The 26,120-nt window shown below is 43.7% G+C and carries 24 protein-coding genes and 3 tRNA genes; 24 read left to right on the top strand and 3 right to left on the bottom strand.

The genetic code is table 11. The features are described from left to right. Nucleotides 1-146 precede the first annotated feature (146 nt). The 4 genes from AACH20_RS01790 to AACH20_RS01775 all read left to right on the top strand — a co-directional run bounded on the left by AACH20_RS01790 (nt 147) and on the right by AACH20_RS01775 (nt 5,511). Nucleotides 147-1,343, top strand: coding sequence for a LysM peptidoglycan-binding domain-containing protein (locus AACH20_RS01790; RefSeq protein ID WP_338503586.1), 1,197 nt, complete (start codon nt 147-149; stop codon nt 1,341-1,343). 65 nt (nt 1,344-1,408) lie between these two features. Then, a complete protein-coding gene (gene obgE, locus AACH20_RS01785; RefSeq protein WP_338503584.1) occupies nt 1,409-2,731 on the top strand; it encodes a GTPase ObgE in 1,323 nt (440 codons plus the stop codon). Nucleotides 2,732-2,777: 46 nt separating this feature from the next. Then, entirely contained in the window at nt 2,778-4,196 is a 1,419-nt protein-coding gene (sbcB, locus tag AACH20_RS01780) for an exodeoxyribonuclease I (protein WP_338503582.1), read from the top strand. A gap of 64 nt (nt 4,197-4,260) precedes the next feature. Next, nucleotides 4,261-5,511, top strand: a complete 1,251-nt coding sequence (locus tag AACH20_RS01775) for a WD40/YVTN/BNR-like repeat-containing protein (protein ID WP_338503580.1) — start codon at nt 4,261-4,263, stop codon at nt 5,509-5,511. Nucleotides 5,512-5,515: 4 nt separating this feature from the next. Here the strand turns inward: AACH20_RS01775 and AACH20_RS01770 are convergent, their stop codons facing one another. After that, nucleotides 5,516-5,902 carry a hypothetical protein gene (locus AACH20_RS01770; RefSeq protein ID WP_338503577.1) on the bottom strand — a complete coding sequence of 129 codons (387 nt, stop codon included), beginning with the start codon at nt 5,900-5,902 and terminating at the stop codon, nt 5,516-5,518. A 121-nt stretch (nt 5,903-6,023) separates the two neighbouring features. Between AACH20_RS01770 and uvrA the strand changes: the two genes are divergently transcribed. Further along, nucleotides 6,024-8,837: an excinuclease ABC subunit UvrA gene (gene uvrA, locus AACH20_RS01765; protein WP_338503575.1), complete on the top strand. Its 2,814-nt coding sequence runs from the start codon at nt 6,024-6,026 to the stop codon at nt 8,835-8,837. A 2-nt stretch (nt 8,838-8,839) separates the two neighbouring features. Here the strand turns inward: uvrA and AACH20_RS01760 are convergent, their stop codons facing one another. After that, nucleotides 8,840-9,490, bottom strand: coding sequence for a DedA family protein (locus AACH20_RS01760; RefSeq protein WP_338503573.1), 651 nt, complete (start codon nt 9,488-9,490; stop codon nt 8,840-8,842). A 37-nt stretch (nt 9,491-9,527) separates the two neighbouring features. Then, complete coding sequence (locus tag AACH20_RS01755) at nt 9,528-11,300, bottom strand: ABC transporter ATP-binding protein (protein WP_338503571.1); 1,773 nt, start codon at nt 11,298-11,300, stop codon at nt 9,528-9,530. 199 nt (nt 11,301-11,499) lie between these two features. Between AACH20_RS01755 and AACH20_RS01750 the strand changes: the two genes are divergently transcribed. From AACH20_RS01750 to AACH20_RS01660, 19 genes are all read left to right on the top strand, one after another. Then, nucleotides 11,500-11,892 carry a Fur family transcriptional regulator gene (locus AACH20_RS01750; protein WP_338503569.1) on the top strand — a complete coding sequence of 131 codons (393 nt, stop codon included), beginning with the start codon at nt 11,500-11,502 and terminating at the stop codon, nt 11,890-11,892. Beyond that, entirely contained in the window at nt 11,892-12,221 is a 330-nt protein-coding gene (locus AACH20_RS01745; protein ID WP_129637096.1) for a thioredoxin family protein, read from the top strand. The genes AACH20_RS01750 and AACH20_RS01745 overlap by 1 nt, the downstream gene beginning before the upstream one ends. 19 nt (nt 12,222-12,240) lie before the next feature. Next, complete coding sequence (locus AACH20_RS01740; protein WP_338503565.1) at nt 12,241-12,636, top strand: cupin domain-containing protein; 396 nt, start codon at nt 12,241-12,243, stop codon at nt 12,634-12,636. Nucleotides 12,637-12,668: 32 nt separating this feature from the next. Then, nucleotides 12,669-13,133 (top strand): NUDIX hydrolase, encoded by a 465-nt coding sequence (locus AACH20_RS01735; RefSeq protein ID WP_338503563.1) that lies wholly within the window; start codon nt 12,669-12,671, stop codon nt 13,131-13,133. Nucleotides 13,134-13,162: 29 nt separating this feature from the next. Further along, a complete protein-coding gene (locus AACH20_RS01730) occupies nt 13,163-13,882 on the top strand; it encodes an HD domain-containing protein (protein ID WP_338503561.1) in 720 nt (239 codons plus the stop codon). A gap of 66 nt (nt 13,883-13,948) precedes the next feature. Beyond that, nucleotides 13,949-14,296: a DUF488 domain-containing protein gene (locus AACH20_RS01725; protein WP_338503559.1), complete on the top strand. Its 348-nt coding sequence runs from the start codon at nt 13,949-13,951 to the stop codon at nt 14,294-14,296. A 55-nt stretch (nt 14,297-14,351) separates the two neighbouring features. Beyond that, the gene (locus AACH20_RS01720) at nt 14,352-15,929 is read left to right on the top strand and encodes a helix-hairpin-helix domain-containing protein (RefSeq protein ID WP_338503557.1); all 1,578 of its coding nucleotides are present in this window, start codon (nt 14,352-14,354) and stop codon (nt 15,927-15,929) included. A 50-nt stretch (nt 15,930-15,979) separates the two neighbouring features. Continuing rightward, a complete protein-coding gene (locus AACH20_RS01715; protein ID WP_243819339.1) occupies nt 15,980-16,354 on the top strand; it encodes a phage holin family protein in 375 nt (124 codons plus the stop codon). 1 nt (nt 16,355) lies between these two features. Next, nucleotides 16,356-16,592: a preprotein translocase subunit SecG gene (gene secG, locus AACH20_RS01710; RefSeq protein WP_129631344.1), complete on the top strand. Its 237-nt coding sequence runs from the start codon at nt 16,356-16,358 to the stop codon at nt 16,590-16,592. 10 nt (nt 16,593-16,602) lie between these two features. Next, nucleotides 16,603-18,393, top strand: coding sequence for a peptide ABC transporter substrate-binding protein (locus AACH20_RS01705; protein ID WP_338503551.1), 1,791 nt, complete (start codon nt 16,603-16,605; stop codon nt 18,391-18,393). 24 nt (nt 18,394-18,417) lie between these two features. Beyond that, a tRNA-Leu gene (locus tag AACH20_RS01700) sits at nt 18,418-18,505 on the top strand. A 68-nt stretch (nt 18,506-18,573) separates the two neighbouring features. Further along, nucleotides 18,574-18,647 (top strand) — tRNA-Cys (locus AACH20_RS01695). 124 nt (nt 18,648-18,771) lie between these two features. Further along, nucleotides 18,772-18,857, top strand: a tRNA-Leu gene (locus tag AACH20_RS01690). 48 nt (nt 18,858-18,905) lie between these two features. Beyond that, nucleotides 18,906-19,475, top strand: a complete 570-nt coding sequence (locus AACH20_RS01685) for a LemA family protein (protein ID WP_338503549.1) — start codon at nt 18,906-18,908, stop codon at nt 19,473-19,475. A 63-nt stretch (nt 19,476-19,538) separates the two neighbouring features. Beyond that, nucleotides 19,539-20,414, top strand: coding sequence for a zinc metalloprotease HtpX (gene htpX, locus AACH20_RS01680; protein WP_338503547.1), 876 nt, complete (start codon nt 19,539-19,541; stop codon nt 20,412-20,414). 2 nt (nt 20,415-20,416) lie between these two features. Beyond that, entirely contained in the window at nt 20,417-21,514 is a 1,098-nt protein-coding gene (locus AACH20_RS01675) for a hypothetical protein (protein ID WP_338503545.1), read from the top strand. Further along, entirely contained in the window at nt 21,489-23,510 is a 2,022-nt protein-coding gene (gene ligA, locus AACH20_RS01670; RefSeq protein ID WP_338503543.1) for an NAD-dependent DNA ligase LigA, read from the top strand. Before AACH20_RS01675 ends, ligA begins: the two co-directional genes overlap by 26 nt. Before the next feature lie 175 nt (nt 23,511-23,685). After that, complete coding sequence (locus tag AACH20_RS01665; RefSeq protein WP_338503541.1) at nt 23,686-24,975, top strand: glutamate ligase domain-containing protein; 1,290 nt, start codon at nt 23,686-23,688, stop codon at nt 24,973-24,975. Between the two features lie 42 nt (nt 24,976-25,017). Then, entirely contained in the window at nt 25,018-26,100 is a 1,083-nt protein-coding gene (locus tag AACH20_RS01660; protein WP_338503539.1) for a hypothetical protein, read from the top strand. Nucleotides 26,101-26,120 lie beyond the last annotated feature (20 nt).

The raw sequence follows: 26,120 nt of genomic DNA, 5'->3' as shown, positions 1-26,120 counted from the left end.
TGTGTAAAATAGATGTTAGATCATTTGTCTAATTTATCAACAGGGGTGAATTACGATAAATGACCTGCCAAAATTGTCGCTACGGATATAGCAAAACTAATGTAGAATAATAATAATCAATTAGGTCGACAACATATCCTGTTCTATTGCGAGAAGAAAGACAATTTGGTAGAAGTGCTGATGGTAACATCAACACAAGGAGAACGATTATTCGTAACCATTTTACATCTCTTCGGAGTAAAAAACGTAAACTGCAATCATTTGCAATCTACGGTGGAATATTTTTATTGACTATATCATTTTTGATCTACGGCAATAGTGGTAGTAATGTATCCGCTGAAAGATCAAAAACTTTGGCATCATCTGAAACTACTGGTGTTTCATCGGTATCTAAGTCTGCTAAGTCTAAAACAGCTTCAGTAGATGAATTGGCAGCAGCTAATGCTGTAACTAACTTGGCGGAAACGGCGGAATTGCCTTCGGCTGGTGATTTACGCGAGTCTGAAACTTCACTAACAATTAAGAAGAGTCTTTCTCAGAATGATGCAGAAGTTATAACAAAACCTGACATTGTTAAGCCAGACACTTCGGCGGCGCGTGGTATTTCATCTTACGTGACCAAAGAGGGTGATACGATTGAGTCTATTGCTAAGAAGTTTAAGATTTCATCTCAGACGCTTCGTTGGGCTAATAATACAACTTCGGACGCCGTAGAGCCGAATAAGACTCTAGTTGTGCCTCTTGTTGACGGTGTTGTCTATACTGTTAAAGACGGCGATACTGCCCAATCTCTGGCAGAAAAGTATAAGACGAGCGCTGAGCGTGTTGTCCTATACAATGATATCGATGACGGTGCTAAGCTGTCTATTGGCTCTAGAATTGTATTGCCTGGAGGTGAGCTTCCGGAAAATGAGCGACCTGGTTATGTTGCTTCGCGAAGTAGGTCATATGGCAATCGATATTCTTCGTCGTCGACTACTACGAGTGCGAGTCGAAGTTGGTTGACCGCTTCTGTCGGTAACCGCTATGCGGCTGGTAACTGTACTTGGTATGCATACGAGCGTCGTTTGCAGTTGGGTCGTCCAATTGGTAGTTTCTGGGGTCATGCTAAGGCTTGGAGTGCTAGTGCTCGTGCTGCTGGGCTCGTGGTTAACAATGTTCCAGCGCCGGGTGCTATTATACAGAATGTTTGGGGTGGCTATGGCTATGGACACGTCGGTATCGTGGAACGAGTAGATGGTCAGAATATCTATGTTTCAGATATGAATTATGCGGGTTATAATATTATCTCTTCTCGCATCGTGCCGCTTGCTGAGGCTGGTCGCTATAACTTCATTCACTAAAATTTAAAATGACACCAGAGTAACACCCCGTCGACTGATGGGGTGCTTTTTGGTATACTAAAGATATGTTTGTAGATATTGCAAAAGTTTTAGTGCGCGCCGGTAGAGGCGGTAATGGTGTAGTTAGTTTTCGTCATGAGAAATACGTCGATAAGGGTGGTCCTGATGGCGGTGATGGCGGTCGTGGTGGTGATATTGTTTTTTTGGCGACGAAAGATCTTAACACGCTTTTAAATTTTAGATATAAGCCAGAACTTAAAGCTGAAAAGGGCGGTGATGGCGGAAAACGTAATAAACGAGGAAAAAGTGGTGCACCACTAATTGTTAAGGTACCAATGGGTACTCTGGTGAAGCGCGACGGTATGGTAATTGCGGATTTGACCGAAGATCAGCAGCAAGCAGTGGTGGCTCGCGGTGGAGATGGTGGATTTGGAAATGCACACTTTACGTCTAGTACGCGCCAAACGCCTAAAATTGCTGAACTTGGTGAGGCTGGCGAGGAATTTGAGGCAGAGTTGGAATTGAAATTATTGGCTGATGTTGGTTTGGTTGGATTTCCGAACGCTGGTAAGTCGACGTTCCTGAGTGTGGTTTCTAATGCGCGTCCGGAGATTGCTAATTACGAATTTACGACTTTGACGCCGAATTTGGGAGTGGCTGACGTCGATGATGGGTCGATTTTGATTGCTGATATTCCGGGGTTGATTGAAGGTGCATCGGAAGGTAAAGGTTTGGGCGATCAATTTTTGCGACATGTCGAGCGAACAGCCGTGCTGCTTCATATGATTGATGTATATAGTGATGATCCGGCGGAGAAATATCAGGCAATTCGTCACGAACTGGAAAAATATTCCGAATCATTAGCGGAGCGTCCAGAGATAATAGCACTGACCAAATGCGAAGGCTTGGATGATGAGATTATTGCTATGCAGTCGACTGCCCTTCAAAAAGTAGCTAATGGCGCGCCGGTCGTGGCGATTTCTTCTCAGACACACGACGGAGTGACTGAGCTTCTACGAATGTTGCGTGATGAAGTTGCTGGGTATCGAGAACGTGAAGCTGAAATTGTTGATGAAGAAGAGGAAGATTTGCCAACAATTTCGTTAGACGATCAGGTTATTTCTGATGCTTGGTCTGTAAGGCGTGTTTCTGACGCTGAATTTAATGAGACTGACGATGAAGATGAGGAGATTGAGTTTATTGTTACGGGCGCTAAGATTGAAAAATTTGCTCGTCGGACTAACTTTGATCAGTTTGAATCTGTTAATCGCTTACGAGATATTATGCGAAAAATGGGGATTACTCATGAATTATTACGTCAAGGGGCGATTGGTGAAAGCTTGATTCAGATTGGCGAATCTATGCCGTTTACATTGGTCGAGCAATAGATTCTGCTGGTGTAAATTAGCGTGAGCTTGATGGTATAATATAAATATGGCGCAAACATTTTTCTTTTACGATCTTGAAACTAGCGGTCTTAATCCCAGGCAAGATCGAATTATGCAATTTGCTGGTCAGCGAACCGATATGGATTTGCAGCCGATTGGTGAATCGTACAATATTCTCGTGACGTTGAATGACGATACGCTGCCGAGTCCTGATGCGTTGATGGTGACGGGTATAACGCCGCAAAAAACTGTCGAAGAAGGCTATACTGAGGCTCAATTTGCGCGTATGTTAAGCGAGGAAATATTTACGCCTGATACGATTGCTGTTGGATTTAATAATATCCGTTTTGACGACGAGTTTATTCGTCATTTGTTTTGGCGGAATTTTTACGATCCATATGAGTGGACTTGGAAAGACGGTCGATCCAGATGGGATTTGTTGGACGTGGTGCGCTTGACCAGGGCGCTTCGACCTGAGGGAATTGAGTGGCCAATTGACGATAAAGGTGAGCCGAGCAACCGCCTGGAGCTCATCACGAAAGCTAATGGTATAGAACATGAAAATGCCCATGACGCGCTGGCTGACGTGACCGCGTTGATTGCTGTGACTAAATTGATTAAACAGAACCAGCCGCAAATGTACGACTATTTGCTGAAAATGCGCGATAAGAAATTGGTTCAGAAACTGGTGAATGTCGATGATAAAAAACCTTTTGTTTATGCGAGTGGTCGTTATGATAAAGAATTAGCCAAAACGACTGTGGCTTTTCCGCTAACCACGAGTCGAAATGGTGGCGTGATTGTTTATGATTTGCGTTACGATCCGACGCCGTTTGTTGATCTGAGCGTTGAGGAATTGTCGGCGAAGATATTTGCAACATGGGAAGAAAGGCAAGCTGAGGATTTCGTTAAATTGCCAGTTAAGGAATTGCAATATAATCGCTGCCCGGCAGTTTCGCCACTTGGCGTGTTGACTCAGGGCGATGGCTGGAAGAAGATTTCTCTGGATGCGGAAACTGTACAGAAGCACCAAGATATTTTACTTTCTCATCCAGATTTTGCCGAAAGGCTGCGTAGTATATTTGAAAATAAGCCAGAGTTTAAGAAAATGACCGACCCGGAAGCGCAATTATACGATGGATTTTTGGACAATAGCGATCGAGTTCGCGTTGAAGCTGTGCGTAATGCTGGCGAGCGCGAGTTGGCTGATTTTCATCCGGATTTTCAGGATGAGCGATTGTCGCCACTATTGTTGCATTATAAAGCACGAAGTTTCCCTAATTTGCTGAGTGAAGATGAGTTGCGACAATGGGAGGAATGGCGCACTGAGCATTTACAGGCGCAAATGCCGCAATTTATGAAATCTCTGCAACGATTAGCGCCTAGTGCGACCGACGAACAGCAGTTTATTTTGCAAGAACTACAGTTATGGCTGGAATCTGTCCTGCCTTCTGTTGACGCCTGAAATTCGGTTATGCTAAAATCGGAAGGATGGTTTCGCATAGAAAAATAAAAAAATGGGGGAACGGATGTTAATTAAGAACAGAAAACGTGTAGTATACAGAGGGATACTGTCCTTGGTATTTGTATTTGCATTATCAGCATTGGCAGTCTTATCTCCTTTGGTTAGAGCAGAAGAATCGCCTAAGTATACGTGGAGGGATGTAACTGTACCAGGAGATGATGAATTTAGAGAAGCGAGTATTAGTCCAGACGGATCAAAGCTTTTTATACTGCGAGAAGATGCTAATACTGGCGATATGAAATTGTTAATCTCCGCAGATAATGGTGCAAGTTGGAATAGTTTTGCGATGCCAGATTTCGCGAATAGATTGCTAGTAAACACAGACGGGTCTAAGATGATTGTGAATGGTCGGCGTGGAGAAAAATCTTTTTATATGTCAACTGACGGTGGGCACAATTGGGTGAAGTCTAATAATATAGACCCCAGTAATAATCATTTATTTATGAGCCCAGACGGTTCCACTCTGGCTAGGTGTGGAGATGACGGTAAAACCCCTCCGCTTTATGTTTCTACTGACAATGGTCAAACTTGGACGCAAAAAGGTAATATTTGTCCCGAGCGCGTACTTGATGGCGGAAAGATGATTGCGATAGATGGAACCCCTAGTGCAGTAAAGAGGTCTGATGATTACGGTTTAACTTGGACAAGTGCTGGGACTCACGCTGTCTATGATACAACCCTCATGTCCATCAGCACTAACGGTAACAGCCTATTTGATGGTCACAAAATTTCATTAGATGGCGGCGTCAGCTGGGCGCCTATTCCTACTAAAGTTCCGACTCAGAAGGTGGATGATTATATTATGCAGACAGGGATTAGTGATGATGGTAAGAGGCTGTTTGTCTACGTTCGACCAGCAGTCATGGATGCCTCCAATTTGCCATATATTGTAATGTCAGTAGACGGCGGTAAAACCTGGACGTCGCGGGGTGATAATGAGGCTGGTTCTGGTAGCGTTTATTCGTCTTCGTCGGCGTCCAGAATGTTCGCAATGTTTTACGACATGACAACGGGCGCACCTTATTATCGCCTAGCAACTCTACCAACGCCTCCATCTGTAACTCCTGGCGGTACCGGCTCAGGCGCGAGCGGAACTGTCGCTCCATCCACAGGCTCTACTTCTGCCACTTCTGGGCAGAAACCAGGAAAAGCGTCAGGACGTTTGGCTGAAACAGGAACTTCAACTTGGATGGTCGGTGGATTAGCTGTTGTGGCTGTCGCCGCTGGTGCGTTGGTGCTGAGAAAACGACTGTAAAAAATTAGGTCATAGATGGAGCGAGCTTTTGAGATTCAATCTCATCATAAGGCTCGCTCTTCTCTATGTTGGAAAGTAGATAAATTGATAATAAAATGAGTTCGCTTTTTTGATTTGGCGTAAAGTAGCGGATTTTTCTGTTGATTCGTCGTTGTGCGATTTCGCCGGCAATGCTAATGAATTCCCAGAACAGGGCAGAAAGTGATTTTCTGAGGATAATTGCCAACGGTACGATAATTGCCCAGAAAATAACCATTAAAATTGCGGGCAGGCTGATGTTCGTGAAGGGGATTTTTCCTAGGAAAAAGAAGAAAAATAGCTGGTCAATCACAAAAGGCGCGAGTAGTATCGCTCCGAGTGTTATAACTAAGTAAATGCCCAGCTTTCTCATAGATCTAACTGTAGCAAATAAGATATTGACTTGCAATCATAAGCGTAATGTGTTTTAACTCTGATTTGCGTCGATATTTGGACTGGAAAAAATTGTCAAAAACCTGTATAATATAGCGGTTATGACAGAGGTAATTCGTGTTAAAGGTGCTCGTGAGCACAATCTGAAAAATGTAGATATTGAGATTCCGCGAGATCAGCTGGTGGTGATTACTGGGCTTAGTGGGTCTGGGAAATCCAGCCTGGCATTTGATACGATTTACGCTGAAGGTCAGCGTCGCTATATGGAGAGCCTTAATTCCTATGCGCGTCAGTTTTTGGGGACGATGGATAAGCCTGATGTTGATTCAATTGAAGGACTCAGTCCAGCGATTTCGATTGACCAGAAATCGACCAGTCGCAATCCGCGTTCGACCGTGGCTACGGTGACAGAAATTTATGATTATCTGAGGCTTTTGTTTGCGCGAATTGGCGTGCCGCATTGTCCGATTTGTGGCAATGAAGTGACGCGTCGCACGACCGAGGTTATTATTGACGAGATTCTGCGACAATTTGTCGATAAGCGAATTCTGCTATTGGCGCCAATTGTTAAGAATAAAAAAGGTGAGTTTGCGCATATTCCGGAGCAATATCAGCGACTTGGTTATGCCAGGGTTCGCGTGGATGGCGTGGTGTACGCGCTGGATGAATTTCCGGAGCTGCAAAAAAGTTACAAGCATAACATCGAGTTGGTGGTTGATAGGTTGGCGTTGACGGCGGAAATGCGATCTCGACTAAGTCAGAGCGTTGAGCAAGCATTGGATCTGGGTCAGGGAGTCATCGAGGTTTTAGACGCGGACAGTGATGAAGTAAAGACATTTTCGCAGAGATATGCTTGTGTTGATCATCCTGATGTCGATATTCCAGAGCTGGAGCCGCGATTGTTTAGTTTTAACGCACCGCAGGGGGCTTGTCCTGTGTGTACGGGTTTGGGATCGAGGCTGGAGGTTGATCCAGAATTGGTCTTTAATAACAATTTGACGATTTCCGAAGGCGCAATTCGACCGTATAATCGAATGAACTCTGACGCTTGGAATATGAAGCGATTGGCGTCTGTTGCTGAAGCTCACGGCTTTAGTTTGAAAGTTCCCGTAGGCAAGCTTTCTGATGATGCTAAACATAAAATATTATACGGAACTGGTGACCAAAAATATCGCGTTGATTTGGGTGGTGGTCGGCATTATGATACGACTTATGAGGGTGTTATTCCTAATCTGGAGCGGCGCTGGAAGGAAACTGACAGCGATTTTATGCGACGAGATATTGAGCGATTTATGCGCGAGAGGGATTGTTATGCCTGTAAAGGTGCGCGCCTGAAACCTGTGGTTTTGGCGGTGACGGTTCATGAATTAAATATTGTTGACGTGTGTGATTTGAGTGTTGATGACGCGTTGGACTTGTTTGACAATAAGCTTCAATTGACTGAGCAAGAAATGATGATTGCTCGCTTGATTGTGAAGGAAATTAAATCCCGTTTGGCGTTTATGAGCAATGTTGGGTTGAACTATTTGGAACTAAGTCGAGCGGCTAACACGCTTAGTGGTGGCGAGGCGCAGCGAATTCGCTTGGCGACGCAAATTGGCGCTGGACTTCAGGGCGTGCTTTATGTACTGGACGAGCCGTCAATTGGACTTCATCAACGCGACAACGACAAGTTGATTGATATGTTGAAGCGCCTTCGTGATTTGGGCAATTCTGTGCTGGTGGTTGAGCATGATGAGGACACGATTCGTCAGAGTGATTTTCTGGTTGATATGGGACCGGGAGCTGGTGTGAATGGCGGTCAAGTAGTGGCAATGGGGACGCCTGAAATTGTTGCGAAAAATGAGAATAGTATAACGGGTCGCTATTTATCTGGGGCGGAAAAAATTGCCGTTCCGAAAAAGCGTCGTAAAGTTGTGAAAGATAAAAAGTTGATTGTTCGTGGCGCTCGCGAAAATAATCTTAAGAACATTGATGTGGAGTTTCCTTTGGGTTTGATGACCGTAGTGTCTGGTGTTTCTGGTAGCGGAAAGTCGACGCTTGTGAATGATATTGTGGCGCGGGAACTAGCGGCAGAACTTAATCGCGCAACGACAGCGCCAGGATTGCACGACGCTATAGAAGGTGTGAATTTTCTTGATAAGACGATTGTCATAGATCAGTCGCCAATTGGTCGAACGCCGCGCTCTAATCCAGCAACATATACTGGGATTTTTACGCCGATTCGCGAACTTTTTGCCAGCACGCCCGAGGCTAACGTTCGGGGCTATAAATCTGGGCGCTTTAGCTTTAATGTTAAGGGCGGCCGCTGTGAAAATTGTCAGGGTGATGGTGTGATAAAAATTGAAATGCACTTTTTACCGGACGTTTACGTTCAGTGCGACGAATGTCACGGCAAGCGTTATAATCGCGAGGCGCTGGAAATTAAGTATAAAGATAAGACGATTGCTGATGTTCTGGATATGACAATTGATCAAGCGGCGGAATTTTTTGACAGTGTGCCGAATATTGCGCGAAAACTTCAGACATTAGTCGAGGTTGGGCTTGGCTATATTAAACTTGGTCAGCCAGCAACTACTTTTTCGGGCGGTGAGGCGCAGCGAATTAAATTGGCAACGGAGCTCTCCAAGCGTTCCACTGGAAAAACTATGTACATTCTGGACGAGCCGACCACTGGGCTTCATTCTGCTGACGTAAAGCGACTGTTGGGAATTTTGCAGCAATTAGTTGAAGGCGGTAATAGTATGATTATCATTGAGCATAATTTGGACGTCATAAAGTCAGCCGACTGGATAATTGATATGGGTCCAGAGGGTGGAATTGGCGGCGGTACTGTTGTGGCTTGCGGTACGCCTGAAGATATTGCCAAAGTGCCAAATTCGTTCACTGGCAAATATCTGAAAAAGATGCTTTAAGGCTATTTTTTACGCTTGGTTTTCGAGAGGAGAACCGACAATTGTTTTCTTAATAAAGCGCGAGTATTTGGTTGTTTCAAAGCATGAATAATCATTGGTGAGACAGACAGGAAGATGATGAGAATAGCCGCAACTTCAATATTTACGCCTGCTTTGGTCAAAAACTCGCCAGCGTAGAAGCCTAGATAAACGAATGCTGATGACCAAAGAAATCCACCGATAAGATTGAAAGTTAAGAACGTTTTATAGTGCATTTTACTAGCGCCGGCAACGATTGGGGCGAAGGTTCTTACAATTGGTACAAATCGAGCCAGGACGATTGTCGCTGAGCCGTGCTTATCGTAAAACTTTTCTGTTTGCTCCAAATATTTTTTCTTGAAGAATCGGGAATTTTCTTTTTCAAACAACTTGCGTCCAACTTTGTGACCAAAACTATAGCCAACACTGTCGCCCAGCACTGCCGCCGCAAAAACCAAAAGTGCAAAAATGTGGATATCAATGTGCTGAGGATTTTGCTGAACCATATATCCAGCAGTGAAAAGCAGACTGTCGCCAGGTAAGACGAAGCCGATTAGTAGACCGGATTCTGCGAAAATCACTAATAAAATTGCCAATACGCCGAAGCTAGTTATCAAGTGAATAAAAGATTCCATATCTTAATTATAACATAATTAGCGTATGCAGATTGAGCTATTCTTCAATAAATCCGCCAGATTGCCTTGCCCATAATTTGGCATAAACACCGCGTTTTTTATTGATGAGGTCGTCGTGCGACCCGTCCTCGACAATTTTCCCATTTTTCAAAACAATTATACGATCCAACTTAGCAATTGTAGATAAGCGATGGGCAATGACAATTGAGGTTCGATTCTCCATCAACGTTTCCAAGGATTTTTGGATCAACGCTTCTGACTCAGAATCTAGCGCTGAAGTCGCCTCGTCGAGGACTAGAATTGGCGCATCTTTCAGGATTGCCCTAGCAATTGCAACTCGTTGTCGCTGTCCGCCAGATAATTTGGTTCCGCGCTCGCCAACCATTGTGTCAAAACCGTCTTTAAGTCCAATGATAAAATCGTAAGCACCAGCTTTTTTGGCGGCTTCTTCAATTTCTGCGTCCGTTGCATCAGGTCGACCGTAAGCGATGTTTTCGCGCACAGAGCGGTGGAATAGTAATGGCTCTTGCGGTACGTAAGCGATTTTTGCACGCAAACTTGCTTGGGTGACTTCGGAAATATCTTGTCCGTCGATGGTAATTTTTCCCGAGTCAATATCAGCGAAGCGTAATAGCAATTTGGTGAGCGTCGTTTTTCCGGAACCGCTTGCTCCGACCAAACCTAATTTTTCGCCCGGTTTAATACCCAGAGAGAAGTCGTGGAATAGAGTGTTGCCTTGACCTTCGTCGTGCGTGAAAGTTATTTTGTCCATAGAAATTTCGCCGTTTGTAACTTTTAGCTTTGAATCGCTTTTATCAATCAATGTCGTTGGCGTTTGTAAGATTTCTACCATATCATTTGCGTTACCGATAATTCGGTTGTAATTGCGCATAATTCCGTTCATGTTCCACAATTCATGTGCGACACTCCCAGTGTAGGTGATAATAAGGTAAACAGACGCCACGGACACCAAATCATTCTGGGCTGCGTACACTGCGAAGGCGATTGCTCCAATTTTAATAACCATGTTGATTGACGAATATACGGTGCTGACTTTCAAAAATCCACGCATTACGTCGAGGCTCGAGTTTCGCCAAGAGTTGACAGTTTTTGCGAAAAACTTCTGTTCCGTAGCTTCGGCGCCAGATGACTTGACCGCTAGAACGTTTGAGATTACGTCGGCTAATTGTCCGTTTAATTTATTGCTGGCTTTGGCTTCTTTTTTTGTCAATTTCGCCATTGGCTTGGATCCATAATAAACGACGATGCTGAAAACAATTGAGAAGATGAGTAAGAATAACGCGTATTGCCAGAGAAGAGTTGACAGGATAATTATTGAACCGACCAGTGAAACAACTAGTGGCAAAATTGACCAAATTATCGTGTCCCAAAAACTTTCTACCGCGCCAACTAATTTATTTGTTTGGCTAACGAGTGACCCGCCGAATTTATTTGAATGAAAGAATAGTGTTTGGTTGGTCAGTTTGCTGAAGCATCGAGCGTATAAATCTCGTTGCATGGCGGTTTCGAATGTCCAGGCGAGATATAAAACTAATCGCCAGCCGATGACGCTAGACCATAATCCACTGACGCTATATAAAGCAATTAGTGTCCATAGATTTTTTGCGTCGTGCAGTTGATTGTGTTGGATAATACTAAGAAGCTGAGCAATTATGAGCGGCCCGACAAAAATGGTAACCACGAGAGTCAGTATTGCAAAAAATATTGCCAAGTTTCGACGGTGTTTGTACGGCTCTGACGTCTTCCAAAATAGACGAAATATTTCTTTGCTGTTTGGTTTGTTTTTCAAATCAATTCCTTTCGATAATAAATTAATATTTATAAGCTGCACAGAAAACTGAGCGTTCTTAATTATTCAAAAATGCATATTAGAGGAACTCGCCGTCGGGAGTTCATAGACTTTGATTATTATAGGAAATATATAGATATAAGTCAATTTGTGGAATAAAATCCTTGTTTATTTATTGTAAATACTTTACAATAGGAACATGACGCAAATTGTTAGGCGATCAACAAAATACACGAATGACGTGATGGCGATTTTAAAGAGTAAGCATCATGCGACGAATGCGGAAATTGCTCAGGAATTGCGGAACATTCATCCTGAAGTCAGCGACACGACGGTGCATCGAATAACTCGACGCCTGTGTGGCGACGGGATGATTGGTTTGGCACCATCGACCAAAAAGGGTTGCTTGCGATATGATATTCATAAGGACGATCATGATCATTTTGTGTGTAGTGGCTGCGATGGCTTGGTGGATGTTAAAATTGCCAATGAGATGAGAAAACAGATTGCGCATGAAATTAGCGATTGCTATATTGACGGCCCGTTGGTTGTGACGGGAGTTTGTAAAAAATGCCAGAAAAGGAGGAAATAATGGCTTTATATGAAATTACAACGAAGCAAGAATTCGAAGATAAGGTGCTAAAAAGCGACGGTCCTGTACTAGTTGATTTTTGGGCGCCGTGGTGTCCGCCATGTCGTGCAATGGCTCCGCTTTTGCATCAAATTGCTGAAGAAACAGAGTTCGATATTGTTAAAGTTGATACTGAAGCAAGTCAGGAAAATGCGCAATTGGCTATGGAATATCGCGTGCAGGGAATTCCAAATATGAAGATTTTTGTTGGCGGCGAGGAAGTTGCTGAAATGATTGGCATGAAGCCGAAGCAGACGTTGATTGACGCTCTGGAAAAAGCTGCGAAATAAAGAAGTAAAGGGGATTTTTGTGAAGGGTTTTAGTGGAAATATAGAAGAATTAACACTGGAAAATAATAATTTTCGTCAAGTTCTATATACTGCGAAGCATTGCCAATTAGTATTGATGAGTCTGCCTGTTGGCGGGGAAATTGGTTCGGAGATTCACGAGGAGAATGATCAATTTTTCAGATTTGAGTCTGGCGAAGGTAAGGTTTTGATTGATGGCAATGAATATATTGTTTCCGACGGTAGTGCTATTATTGTGCCGGCGGGCGCTGAGCATAATGTGATCAATACCGGCGAAGAGCCGCTTAAGCTCTATACTATTTATAGTCCAGCACATCATAAAGATGGAATCGTTCGGGCGACTCGCGAAGAAGCGGAGGCTAACGAAGAAGATTTTGACGGCGTAACTACCGAATAATCTGTCGCCAAAGGAGAAAGTTTTTACTAATTATGTCTCGCAAAGGATCGATAGTTGGCGAGATGTTCAGTTCATTCGGGCGGGCAATTTTTCGTGGAATTGCATGCGTCATATCGCTAATTTTTAGGATTATACCGCAGAAGGACCGCGTGCGGGTGATTGTTTATCGTGATGATGGTGATATTTTGCTGGTCAAAAATCGTTTTAGCCGCCAAAAGTGGGCTTTACCGGGAGGCGGGGTGAAGCATAATGAGAGTTATGAACAGGCTACCGTTAGAGAAACCTTGGAAGAAGTTGGATTAAAGATACATAATCTGCGATATCTCGGAAAAGCTAATTCTCATGAATCATATGCCAAATTTTCAGTTCGAGTTTTTGCGGCGCACGCGTCTAATTATGACATAAAATGTAACTTTGAAATAATGGAAGCCCGGTGGCTTAATATGAATTATCTTCCCAAAGAATATTACGCTTTGTATGCTAATAAGCGTCAGTAGGCGACCCTGCTTTTATGTATAATATGAGTATGAACGATCGACAAATTTCCCAGCTTGAAATAGTAAAGACAAAAGTTCGGCAGTTACTGGGCGGCGACACTTCAGGTCACGCTGATGATCATGTCGAGCGAGTAGCGTTGTTGGCAGAGCGTTTTGCTAACGAATGCAGTGAATCAGTGAACCTGCAAGAAGTGCTATTGACGGCTTGGCTGCATGATGTTGATGATTATAAATTAGTCGGTAAAACACAGGCGAAAAAATTGACGAACGCAGTAGATATTATGGCGCAGGCAGAGATAGCTGATGATTTAAGTCAGGTTGTGCTGGAAAATATTGCGGCGATTGGTTATAGCAAACGGCTGAACGGCAAGCAGCCGCAGCGGCTGGCGGGGAAATTGGCGTCTGACGCTGATATGTGTGATGCTATTGGTGCGGTCGGCATTGAGCGGGCGTTGACTTATGCTTGTCATCACGACGGTCGGATTTTTGATCCTAAAGTCTGGCCGAATGTCAATCTGGCGGCGCACGAATATAACGCTGATGGCAATACGCATGACACTGACGGATTTATCAATCACTTCTTTGAGAAACTGCTGAAATTGAAAGGTTTGATGTTGACTGAACCAGGACGGATAGAAGCAGAAAATCGTCATCAAATTATGGTTGATTTTCTTCGCGCCTATTTCCGCGAGAAGAATGCGCCTGACTGGAGTGAGTTTTTGGAGGAATATTTACGTAGCGTTGAATAAGTATTGGATAATGGTTGGCTTTCGCTTTTTATTGATCTGATCAATAATTTGTAGTTATATGAAATTATGACAAAGTATAAAATTGAACGGATTTATGAGCCGACCGCGTCAGACGATAGTTATCGTGTGCTGGTCGATCGATTGTGGCCGCGCGGGATTAGTAAAGAACGAGCTGCATTGAACGAGTGGAATAAAGAAATTGCCCCGACCGATGAATTACGTAAATGGTTTAATCACGATCCAGAAAAATTCCCGGAATTTTCTCGCCGTTATATGAAGGAGCTGGATAATAATCCTGCGGCTGCCGAGGCGAAGAATAATTGGAATAAACAATCTGCAGTTACGCTGTTATATGGCGCCAAAGATACGGAACATAATCAGGCAGTAGTTCTCAAGAAGTGGCTGGAAGATTAGTCAATCGCTAGAATAATGCTTGCATAATTGTCGTGTTTAGATTGTAATATATTTAATGAATCAAGCATTGCAAGCCAAGCTGAAAACTTTGCCGCGAACGCCCGGCGTTTATTTTCATAAGTCGGCGAGCGGCGAGGTAATTTATGTTGGCAAGGCGGCGGTTCTTAAAAATCGCGTACGTCAGTATTTTCAAGATTCGCGCGGGCGAGATAATAAAACTATGGCGCTGGTGGCGGAGATTTTTGATACTGATTGGATCGAAACTGAGAGTGAGGTTGATGCGCTATTTTTGGAAAGCGAGATGATCAAGCGATATATGCCGCGATATAACGTTCTGCTGCGCGACGACAAATCTCAGATGTATGTTCGGATTGATATGAAAAGCGATTGGCCGACGGTCAGTTTTACGCGGAACCCTGCCGATGATGGTGCGGATTATTTTGGTCCATTTTACAATGGTTTCGCTCTGAAAAAGGCATTGCGCTATTTGAGGCGAATTTTTCCATATCTCACTCACCAAAGACGACCTGGTCAATCAAAGTTGGATGAAGATTTGGGCTTAAGTCCGAAGATAAGTGATGGTTCGGACGCGTATAAAGCTGGTTTGCGTAAATTGATAAGTTATATCAAGGGAAATCGCAAGGCTGTTGCTGTGGAGTTGGAGCGTGATATGAAAACGGCTGCGGGACTTCACGATTTTGAGCGGGCGGCAAGTCTGAGAAATAAGTTGCGCGCCATGCGAGAGCTTCAGCGACGCGTTATGTTTGGCGATAAGGAATTTTTGGATATTTCAAAAGACAAGGCGCTAGCTGATTTAGCGAAACTACTTGGCTTGAAAAATATTCCAGTGCGAATTGAGGGCTATGATATTTCGCATATGAGCGGACATCAAGTTGTGGCGAGTGTGGTGGTCTTTACGAATGGTGCGAGCGATCGTGCGGAATATCGCAAATTTAAGGTGGGTGAAAAAAACGACGATACTGGAAATATGTACGAGGTGATTTTTAGGCGACTTGGCGAGCGAAATATCAAAAGCTGGGGTCATCCGGATCTGTTGTTGATTGACGGCGGAAAGGGTCAACTTTCGGCGGCGATTAAGGCAAGGGATGAGCGCGGAATAAAATTGCCGATTATTAGCATCGCTAAGCGTGAGGAAGAAATTATTATTCATAAAACTGGCTCGCAAATTGACGTAACGCGCATTGAAGAGTTGCAAAAATCTATTCATCAGGACATCGCTATTTACGAAGACAATGATGTGTATGTGGTAAATTTGCATCCTGCTCAGCGCAACGCAGGATCTCATTCAAAGAATCTACGAGGCTCTGCTATTGATGACGGTTCCAGCCGGGACAATTTTACAAAAAGTTCTATTGCGACGACAGATATTGTCAAGCTTTTCCAGCGGATTCGTGACGAGTCGCACCGATTTGCTGTGAGCTATCATACAACGCTGAAGCGTCAAAATCAGACGAAAAACCAACTAGAAGAAATTCCGGGGATTGGTCCAAAGACGCGCGCTAAATTGTTGAGAAAGTTTGGTAGTGTGAAAAAAATTATCGAGGCGGATTATGCAGAATTGCAAGCAGAAGTTGGCACGAGAAAAGCAGATTTGATTAAGCGCTTGTCGTAAGTTTGGGCGACCAATCGACAATAAAGCATAAATTATATATAATAAGACTAATGAAAAGACAATTTGCAACGTTTTTGATTCGGCTGATTCTTAACTCGGTAGGTATTTGGGTTGCAGTGCGGCTACTTGGAAATGAAACTCCGGGCGCAACTTCTGTGTGGACGTTTATGATAGCGGGGTTGATATTTTCGGTAGTGAATAGCGTATTGAAGCCAATTGTTACAATTTTAGCTCTGCCAGCAATTCTACTGACTTTAGGACTGTTCACCTTAATTGTGAACGGCTTTATGGTTTATATCTCGCTCGCTTTGGCGCCAGGAATTTCTATGACTTTTGCGCATTCAATTATTGCCGGGATTATATTGAGTTTGGTAAACTATATTATAAGTAGCGCGCTGGTTTTGCAGCGGGAAGAAAAGGAGTAATATGTCAATTGATACAATTTTACCGTACGTGACGCTTGGATCTGCCGTACTGATGATTATCGCAATTTTGTTGCAGCAACGAGGCGCAAGCTTAGGTGCAGGATTCGGCTCGTCTGGGGAATTATTCACTACTCGTCGCGGATTTGATAAAAACTTGTTTGATGTAACTATTGTTTTTGCGGTGATTTTTGTGCTATCGATTTTGGCAAGTATGATTTTGCCGGGATTGCAAAAATAGGAGAATAGATTTGAGCTCGGATAATTCGTCATGGAATCGTTTTGCGCGGCTAAAAGTTTCCAGCAAAGATGTCAATAAGCGTCTGCGCAAGATTGAAAAGGGGAGCTTGCGTCATGCACATAAATTCGTGACATCCAGGTTAGATCGTTTGTCTAATGTGCGACGTCGAGTTTCTGTTTGGATTATTCTAGTATTGGTGATGATTGGCGCCAGTGCGGTGCAGTGGCATATTTCTCGCAATTCTTTCGCGACAATGGCGTACACTTCTGGCGGATCATATTCTGAGGGTGTGCTGGGTCCTTTAGAGAATCTAAATCCGATTTTCGCAAAAACCAATGCTGAAAAATCCGCCGCGAAATTGCTATTTTCAAGTTTGTATCGATATGACTCAACGGGCAATATAAAGGCTGACATGGCGGACAGCATCAGCGTGAACGATAAAGAAACTGAATATACGGTTAAGCTGAAGAAGGGATTGAAGTGGTCAGACGGGCAAGATCTAACGGCGGACGATGTAATTTTTACGTTGAAGTTATTAGCGAATCCAGAAGTTGGAGCTGAGATATCTGGCTGGAAGTCTATAAAATTCGAGAAAGTGTCTGATGACTCGGTGAAGTTTATCTTGCCGTCGTCATATTCGCCGTTTGTCCACGCTTTGACGTTCCCGATTATTCCTAAGCATATATTAAAAGATGTTAAGCCGTCGAATTTACGTGAACATGATTTTAATAAGTCGCCTATATCCAGCGGTCCATTCGCCTTTAGGTTGTTGCAGAATGTAACGAGCGATGGCAGTAAAAAAGTGCTATATTTGCAGTCGAACAGCAATTATTATGGCAGCACGCCTAAGTTAGAGCGATTCCAGTTGTACGCGTATCCGACGCAGGATGATATTGCGAAAAGTTTGCGTACGCGAGAAATTACAGGAACTCCAGAATTGATTTATAACGATCAATCCGCCGAGGTAAAATCTATGTATACCGCAGAAGCGCATTCTTTGAATAACGGAGTTTACGCGCTGTTTAATAACAACAGTCAGTTCTTGCGATCAAAAGCTGTTCGTCAAGCTTTGTCGCTCAGTGTCGATACGTCCAAACTACGTCAATCTTTGTCATTGTCTACGGAAGAGCTATCTGGTCCAACGCTTAATAAATTCCTAGGAAAAAGCTCGAACTCTGCTAGCTATGATGTTAAAAAAGCGAAATCTCTACTGGATGCTGAGGGCTGGAAGAGTGTGAATAATGTTCGCCAGAAGGGAAATGATAAGTTAAAGCTCAACGTAGTCGTTTTGAAGAATAGCAATTACGAAAAGGCTGCCAGATACTTGGCTCAAGTTTGGTATGACGAGCTGAATATAGAATCGGATATTAAAGTTGTCGATCCAAATGATGCCACTCAAAATATTCTTCAGACAGTTTTGCAGCCGCGCAATTTTGACGTGCTGGTTTATGAGCTCTCCTTGGGCGGCGACCCTGATGTTTACGCCTATTGGCATTCTTCACAGGCAACCAACAATGGTTTGAATTTCTCTAATTACAATAATGCGATAGCGGACGATGCTCTGGAAAGTGGTCGATCTAAAATCTCAGCGAAGCAACGCGCTGATCGTTACGCGAAGTTTACTGCCACTTGGCAAGCAGACGCCCCAGCGATTGCCTTGTATCAGCCGAAGTTTGACTATATCCATATTCGGAACGTTAAAGCCCTCGATGCAAGCACCGAAGTTGTCAATCCCGTCGATCGCTATGTTGATGTTCAATATTGGGCGACAGAGAAAAAGTCCGTTTACAAAACCCCGTAATCGGGTATAATGGTAAGTGGTTATGCGGGCGTGGCGGAATTGGTAGACGCGCTAGCTTGAGGGGCTAGTGAGCATTGCGCTCGTGGAAGTTCAAGTCTTCTCGCTCGCACCAAACATATTACAGCTATTAGATGATCTGTTCGTGATATGTTTTACAAAATCTGATATAATAAGAGTGGTGGCGCGTTGGCGGAGCGGTTACGCAGAGGTCTGCAAAACCTTTTAGACGAGTTCGACTCTCGTACGTGCCTCCAATTTTTGATAAATAGTCCTGAGTATTGGGCTATTTTTTATTTTGCGAAATTGTACAATTTACTTGGCGAATATAGTATAATATAGACAGTCTGGCGCGTAGGTGTCTGGATTGTATATAAATAAGCGCGAGTGGCGGAATTGGTAGACGCGAGGGACTTAAAATCCCTTGACCAAAAGTCGTGCGGGTTCGATTCCCGCCTTGCGCACCAAAGTTGTAAAGAAAATAATATTGAATAGGAAAGGGACAAAGGTAAGAAATGAGTCCATTGGTAATTGTACTTATTGTTACAGCGGTAGTTTTATTAGTACTCGTAGGAGTTGTAATCGGTGCGTACAACAGCTTAGTGGTACTGCGCAACCGCGTAGAAGAGGCGTGGAGCGACATTACTGTTCAGCTAAAGCGCCGAACTGATTTGATCCCAAATTTGGTCAACTCGGTAAAAGGTTATGCTACACACGAAAAAGAAGTGTTTGAGAAGGTCACAGAAGCTCGTTCAGCAATCATGAATGCTGGCAGCGTGGCTGAAACCGCCAAGGCTGAAAATGCCTTGGAGGGCGCGTTGAAGAGCCTGTTTGCCGTATCTGAGGCTTACCCAGAATTGAAAGCAAACCAGAACTTCTTGCAATTGCAGCAGGAATTGGTTGACACTGAGGATAAAATCCAAGCAGCTCGCCGATTCTACAACGGTGGCGTTCGCGACTTAAACACGAAGATTCAGACTTTCCCAACAAACATTATCGCGGGAATGTTTGGCTTCCAAGCTAAGGAATTCTTTGACGTTGAAGACCGTGCAAGCGTCGAAAATCCAGTTGAAGTAAAGTTCTAATTGAACCTCGAAATGAAAATCGCTCGTCTATTTTTAGCGGGCGATTTTTGATATAATTAGCATATGTACAATGCAGTTTCTCAAAACAAACGCAACACAATATTAATTATGTCTGTGTTTGTGATAATTATTGGAATTATCGGTCTGTTTATTGGAGCGGCAACTGATAGCTATTCACTGGCACTCGTCATTTTTATATGTGCGATGTTATATGCTTGGCTGCAATATTTTATAGCTGGCAAGTTGGCTATGATGATGACTGGCGCTCAGGAAATTAGTAAAAATGACGCTCCTGAACTTTGGCGAGTGGTGGAAAATTTGTCTATCGCTTCTGGTATGCCGATGCCGAAAGTCTATATCATTGATGATCCAGCTCCAAATGCTTTTGCGACTGGTCGCGACCCGAATCACGCCATCGTTGGTGCGACTACTGGGCTTTTAGACATCATGGACAAGCGAGAGCTGGAGGCGGTTATGGCGCATGAAATGAGCCACGTGCGAAATTACGACATCCGCGTGAGTATGATTGCTTTTGGTCTGGTTAGCGCGATTGGTCTATTTGCAGACCTGGCGCTGAGAATGATGTTTTATAGTGACGACCGTGATAGTGATGTTAATCCTATTGTCTATGCTCTCGGGCTGATCGTGGTTATATTGGCGCCGCTTTTGGCAACGATAACTCAATTGGCGGTTAGTCGACAGCGTGAATATCTGGCGGATGCTTCGGGAGTGCTATTGACACGAGACACTGAAGGGCTGGCAAGCGCGCTGGAGAAATTGCGCCAATACGGCAGACCAATGCAAAAACAAAGCTCTTCCACTGCCAATTTGTTCATGAATAATCCTTTGAAGCCCGGATTTTTCTCAAAACTATTTAGTACTCATCCACCGCTAGAAGACAGAATTGCAAGGTTGAGAAATAACGCAACAAAGATGTAATTATGGCAACAAAAACCTCCAAAAAACGAGTAGTCAAGAATCCTAAGAAGCCAAATGCTGATCATAAAAAAAGTGCGTGGTCTGGTGTTAAACGTGACTTTAGTAAATTGAATCAGCAGCGGCGTAATTTTCTGCAGCGTCGCCCTCATCGTAGTTTTCGGTTAACTAAGCGACGAGATTATCAACGAGATCTTAAAATTCCAGGATATTGGTCGCTGACTAGCGAAGCTTGCCGTCTAGTGTGGCGAAATAAGAAAACTTTTTTGGCGTTAATTATCGTTATGTCGATATTGACATTTGCTTTAGCCAGCGTCATGTCACAAGACACATATCAACAACTTAAAGACGTGATGAATCAGGCTGAGTCGAATGGATTCGGCGGAATTTATACAACAATTAGCCTATTCTCTGGCGTTGCGGTTAGTTATATTTCCGGTAGCGGAACGGCTGGTGGAAATGTGCAGCAAGCGGCGGGAATTTTTCTGGGGCTATTAACTTGGTTGTCGTCCGTTTGGCTAACGCGAGCTATTTTAATTGGTAAAAAACCGAAAATGCGTGATGGTTTGTATAGTTCTGGGTCACCTATAATTGCGCTGATAATTGTCATCGGAGTTTTCCTAATTCAAATGGTGCCGGCGGCAGTGGCGGTGATTATTTATAGCGCGCTTAATGCTTCGGGAGTGTTAAATCAAACGCCGATTCTGATGGCGGCTGGCGGTGCGGCGATTCTGATAGTGGCGATGTCCGTCTATTGGGCAACTTCTACGGTTTTTGCGATGATCATCGTAACATTGCCGGGAATGTATCCGTTTCGCGCGCTGCGTTTGTCGGGCGATATTGTGACGGGGCGAAGACTAAGGATTTTACTGAGATTTGTGTGGGCTGTTGTTCTGTCCGTGCTTTTGTGGGCGGTCGTTCTGATTCCGGTAATTCTGCTTGACGGCGCGCTGAAGGGATGGATTAGCGGCATTGACTGGCTGCCAATTGTCCCGACAACTGGCTTGATTTTACTTTACGTAACGATAATTATGATTTCTGTATATGTCTATTTGTTCTACAGAAAGGTGGTTGAAAGTGACACCAAAAAAACCAAGAATTGACGAAATTAAAGACCTGTTAAATCGTTATAGCTACGAATACTACACCTTGGACAAACCGAGTGTGAGCGATGCGGTTTATGACAGTCTGATGGATGAGCTGAAGAAAATTGAATCGGATCATCCGGAACTGATTACTATTGATAGTCCTACGCAGCGAGTTGGAAATAAGCTGCTCGACGGTTTTCAAAAAGTGAAGCACATGCGCCGAATGGTTAGTTTGAGTGATGTTTTTGATAAAAGTGAAGTTGAGGCATGGATTGAGCGAACTGATAAATTGATACCGGGTCAGCGACATGAATTTTTTACGGATATAAAAATGGATGGCTTGGCGTGCGCGTTGATTTATGTCGACGGTGTATTGTCGCAAGCTGTGACACGTGGCGATAGTTTTGTTGGCGAAGATGTAACGAATAATGTTCGAACTATTAAAAACGTACCGCTTCGTCTGCGTGAAGCGGCGGGTTTTGAGAATTTTTTACATGGTCGAACAGAGATTCGTGGCGAAATTGTCATGCTGAAACGGGATTTTGAGGAGCTTAATAAAAAGCAGAAATCTCTAGGGCTGCCTACATTTGCTAATCCGCGCAATTTGGCTGCGGGAACAATTCGTCAATTAGATCCTGCGCTGGTGGCGGCGCGCCCGTTGCATTTTCGCGGATATGATGTGATTCGCGATGATGGTTCGGAAGTTCCGACGAATAGTTTTGCTTACGAGGCTTTGACGGCGCTGGGGATTTCTTGTAATCAGCAGGCTAGCGTTTTTGATAATTTGTCCGATGTGATGAAATTTGTCGACGAATGGAGCGACAAGCGTCATGATTTGCCGTTTAATACGGACGGGCTGGTTGTTAAGATTAACGATCGAGAGATATATGACAATCTCGGGATGGTGGGCAAAAATCCGCGTGGGGCGGTGGCTTATAAGTATGCAGCTGAAGAAGCTACAACGATTGTTCGGGATATAGTAATCTCTATTGGGCGAACTGGTGCGGCGACTCCGGTGGCTGTGTTTGATCCAGTGATGGTGGCGGGAACTACAGTGCAGCACGCCAGTTTGCATAACGCCGATGAAATTGAGCGTTTGGATATTCGGCGAGGCGACACTGTGGTGATTTTTAAGGCTGGCGATATTATTCCGCAAGTTGAGAGTGTCTTGAAGGAATTGCGACCTGCAGATTCTGAGCCAATTGATTATGAAGCAGAATTAAAACGGCAATATCCGGAGTTGGAATTTGTGCGACCGGAAGGTGAAGCCGTTTATCGAGTTAAGGGCTCTAGTGGTCCGCTGATTTTGAAGCGAGCTTTGGCACATTTCGCGTCTAAGGGTGCGCTTGATATTGATACGCTTGGTGAAAAGAATGTGGAGGTTTTAATTGACAACGGTTTGGTCGGCGATTTGGCGGATATTTTTACGCTTACTAAAGACGATTTGTTGAAACTGGATCGGTTTGCTGATATTTCTGCACAAAAGTTAATCTCGGCAATTGCCGATAAAAAACGCCCAGAATTAGAGCGATTTTTGTACGGTCTGGGAATCCGTCATATTGGTGCGCAAACGGCAATTGATCTGACGAATCATTTTGAGAGTATGGAAAATTTGGCGAAAGCGACGATTGATGATTTGCGACAAGTTGATGGTGTGGGTGAAATTGTTGCCGAATCTGTAGTGGCGTGGTTTGCTGATGAGGATAATGTAAAATTGCTAAATAAATTCACCGAGCTAGGTGTCGTTCCTCAGTTCAATAAAAAGGCTGGCGGTTTGAGTGGGAAAAGTTTTGTCGTCACGGGTACTCTGAAATCTATGGGACGCGACGCTGCTGCGGATAAAATTCGTAATCTCGGTGGAGTTTTTCAAACCGCAGTTTCTAAAGACACAACATATCTGGTGGCTGGTGGTAAGGTTGGTGCTAGCAAATTGAAAAAAGCTGAGCAATACGGCACGAAAATCATCGATGAGCAAGAACTATTGAAAATGATGAGCGACGCAGATCAATAGTCGCAGTGAGATATAAAGCTTGTGTTTTTTTGGACGATAATGCATAATTAAACATGAGCTGGTACGCATAGGGGCATTCTCCTATGCTTGCCAATTGAAAGACAAACACATATTCAAATATGCCCCGGGTGGGCGCGTAGCAGCTCTTCTATAGTGCTTATGGTATGATATAGTTATGGTTACTGTTTCAAAAAAAAGGGAAGAAAAACTAGCAAAATTAGTGCGAGAATTTTTTGCTGTTCATCCAGATGTGAAGCTTGTGGCAATAACTGGTAGTGCCGGAAAGGCTAGCGCAAAAATAGCTATCGGTACGGTTTTGGCGCAACAATTTGATATTCAACTTCGCAATGAAGAGCCGAAGACGAAAGCTGACGTTTTCCTTCAGATGATGGGCGTGAAAATGCCTGAAAAAGGCTTGTTCAAATGGTGGAAAGTGATGCGCGCCGTAAAGAAGAGAATTAAGGCCGAAAAACCGGAAGTTCAGGTAATTGTTCAGGAATTTAATCCAAAGGAACTTGGCTATAACGATTGGTTTAAGGCTTATGTTGTGCCAGATATTACGGTTGTAACTTCTGTGACGAATGGTCGAATGCAGGTTGAATATTCCCTGGAGGAAGTGGCGAATGAGATGATTTCGTTGGCGAATTTCTCGCGAATGGCGATGATAAATCGCGATGACATCGACGGGCGTTTTGCTAGTTTTTTGACGAATCCTAATATCACTACTTACGGAAGTGATCCTGTGGCGGAGTATAATTTTGACGATCGTAATTTTTCCCTGAAAGATGGACATCACGGCTTTATTATGTCGCCAGAAAATCCTAATGGATTAGAAGTCAATGTTAAGCTAATCGGCGAGCACAATATTCGTCCAGCGATCGTGGCGGCGGCTATTGGGTATGCGTTTGGTGAAACTGAGGATAATATAAAAAAAGGTATAGAGAATTTGCGTCCACTGCCTGGCAGGATGAATTTGCTGAAGGGTGCGGACAATACTTGGTTGATTGATGATAGCTATAGTTCGACGCCGTTGACTGCCTTGGCGGCTTTGCAGTCTTTGTATCGAATTGAGACTCCGCAGCGAATTGCTGTGCTTGGCAATATGAATGGCTTAAAGGGGATTTTTGAGCAAGCTCACGCTGAACTTGGTTCTCATTGTAGCCCGGATTTGTTGGATTGGGTTGTGACGGTTGGTGAGAAGGCTAATCAATATTTGGCGCCGGCCGCTCGTCAAAAAGGTTGCCAGGTGAAGGAATGTAAGAATGCCATCGAGGCTGGGTCTTTCGTACGCGACAAATTGAAATCCGAAGGCGTTGCTCTGTTTAAGGGTTCAAGCGGCGGCGTATGGCTAGAGGAATCTATAAAAATCAACCTTCATAGCACTGAGGACGATAAATACTTAGTCAGGCAAACGCCGGAGTGGATTGCTAGGAAAAACCAATTTTTCTCACAATTTAAAGATTAATGTGATGTATTAAATTCAAGGTATATAAAACAAGGGGGAATGATGGATCAAGGTAATCAACCTGCACCGCAGCCACAATATAATGGCGTACCGATGCAACCAAAAAAGAAGAAAACGGGATTGATAATTGGTATAGTGCTGGGGGTTATGGCTCTTATTGCTATTATTTCTGCTGTACTAGTTTATTTCTTGTGGTGGCAGAATCCAGAAAAGATGGTTACGGACGCTGTGTCTAATGCTATTATGGCAAAGAAGATGACTGCCGACGGTAAGGTAGTTATTGACATGCGCGACCGGGGGAAAATAGAGCTAAACGTAAAGGCTGCTACTGATTCGGGAAAGTCAAAGGCGAATATTGACGCTAAGCTTAATATCAAAGGGGTCGAAAAGAGTATTCCGCTAGATGGTGATATGGTTCTTGGCGATGATGGGACGATATATGTGAAGATAAATAACTTCAAGGAGTTGTATGGCACTTTGCTTGAGATAGTTATGGAGTCTTCATCTAGCGGAAATCTATCAAGATCTCAAATAGAAACTTACCGCGATCAGACATTGGAGAAGATGAGTTCTGAGATAGATAAAATGAGCGACACGTGGATGAAGATTTCTCCAGATGAAATCGGTAGCGAATACAAGTGTGGAATTAACGCTCTGAAGAAAATCCAAAGTGACGAAAGTGCACGTAAGGAATTGGCTCAGATTTATCAAAAGAATAGCTTCTTCACTATAAAAGATTCAAAGATTAGTGATCGTAACGGCGGACGCGGTTTTGAACTGCAGGGCGATAACAGTAAATTGTCGAAATTTAATGATGAGTTTAAGAATTCATCAGTCGGTAAGGCGCTCAGTAAGTGTGGAAAATCTAATAGCTACAAGAGTAGTGGATCATCATCTATTGACACAGCTTCATTGAAAGTATGGGTTGATAGGTCATCTCATGAACTGAAAGCCCTAGAGCTGAAAGGTGATAGCAAGAAGGTATCTGTAGAGATTTCATTTGACATTAACATGAACAAGTCTGAGGAGATTAAGGCGCCGTCGGACGCTGAAAGCTTGAAAGAGTTTATAGAAGGCTTTATGGAAGGGTATTCGAGCGGATTGTCATCAACCTCGACCAGATAATAGCTTAATTTTCTAATAAT

This window comes from Candidatus Minimicrobia sp. QA0096, from assembly GCF_963967315.1.
Lineage (GTDB): Bacteria > Patescibacteriota > Saccharimonadia > Saccharimonadales > Saccharimonadaceae > Nanosynbacter.
Note: the sequence above shows the minus strand (reverse complement) of the source record. Positions and strands in the feature narration are given on the sequence as shown.

Excerpts from the sequence above, each read along its gene's own strand:
- obgE (WP_338503584.1), top strand. The coding sequence starts at position 1,409 with ATGTTTGTAGATATTGCAAAAGTTTTAGTGCGCGCCGGTAGAGGCGGT.
- sbcB (WP_338503582.1), top strand. The coding sequence starts at position 2,778 with ATGGCGCAAACATTTTTCTTTTACGATCTTGAAACTAGCGGTCTTAAT.
- AACH20_RS01775 (WP_338503580.1), top strand. The coding sequence starts at position 4,261 with ATGTTAATTAAGAACAGAAAACGTGTAGTATACAGAGGGATACTGTCC.
- AACH20_RS01770 (WP_338503577.1), bottom strand. The coding sequence starts at position 5,902 with ATGAGAAAGCTGGGCATTTACTTAGTTATAACACTCGGAGCGATACTA.
- uvrA (WP_338503575.1), top strand. The coding sequence starts at position 6,024 with ATGACAGAGGTAATTCGTGTTAAAGGTGCTCGTGAGCACAATCTGAAA.
- AACH20_RS01760 (WP_338503573.1), bottom strand. The coding sequence starts at position 9,490 with ATGGAATCTTTTATTCACTTGATAACTAGCTTCGGCGTATTGGCAATT.
- AACH20_RS01750 (WP_338503569.1), top strand. The coding sequence starts at position 11,500 with ATGACGCAAATTGTTAGGCGATCAACAAAATACACGAATGACGTGATG.
- AACH20_RS01745 (WP_129637096.1), top strand. The coding sequence starts at position 11,892 with ATGGCTTTATATGAAATTACAACGAAGCAAGAATTCGAAGATAAGGTG.
- AACH20_RS01735 (WP_338503563.1), top strand. The coding sequence starts at position 12,669 with ATGTCTCGCAAAGGATCGATAGTTGGCGAGATGTTCAGTTCATTCGGG.
- AACH20_RS01730 (WP_338503561.1), top strand. The coding sequence starts at position 13,163 with ATGAACGATCGACAAATTTCCCAGCTTGAAATAGTAAAGACAAAAGTT.
- AACH20_RS01725 (WP_338503559.1), top strand. The coding sequence starts at position 13,949 with ATGACAAAGTATAAAATTGAACGGATTTATGAGCCGACCGCGTCAGAC.
- AACH20_RS01720 (WP_338503557.1), top strand. The coding sequence starts at position 14,352 with ATGAATCAAGCATTGCAAGCCAAGCTGAAAACTTTGCCGCGAACGCCC.
- AACH20_RS01715 (WP_243819339.1), top strand. The coding sequence starts at position 15,980 with ATGAAAAGACAATTTGCAACGTTTTTGATTCGGCTGATTCTTAACTCG.
- secG (WP_129631344.1), top strand. The coding sequence starts at position 16,356 with ATGTCAATTGATACAATTTTACCGTACGTGACGCTTGGATCTGCCGTA.
- AACH20_RS01685 (WP_338503549.1), top strand. The coding sequence starts at position 18,906 with ATGAGTCCATTGGTAATTGTACTTATTGTTACAGCGGTAGTTTTATTA.
- htpX (WP_338503547.1), top strand. The coding sequence starts at position 19,539 with ATGTACAATGCAGTTTCTCAAAACAAACGCAACACAATATTAATTATG.
- AACH20_RS01675 (WP_338503545.1), top strand. The coding sequence starts at position 20,417 with ATGGCAACAAAAACCTCCAAAAAACGAGTAGTCAAGAATCCTAAGAAG.
- AACH20_RS01665 (WP_338503541.1), top strand. The coding sequence starts at position 23,686 with ATGGTTACTGTTTCAAAAAAAAGGGAAGAAAAACTAGCAAAATTAGTG.
- AACH20_RS01660 (WP_338503539.1), top strand. The coding sequence starts at position 25,018 with ATGGATCAAGGTAATCAACCTGCACCGCAGCCACAATATAATGGCGTA.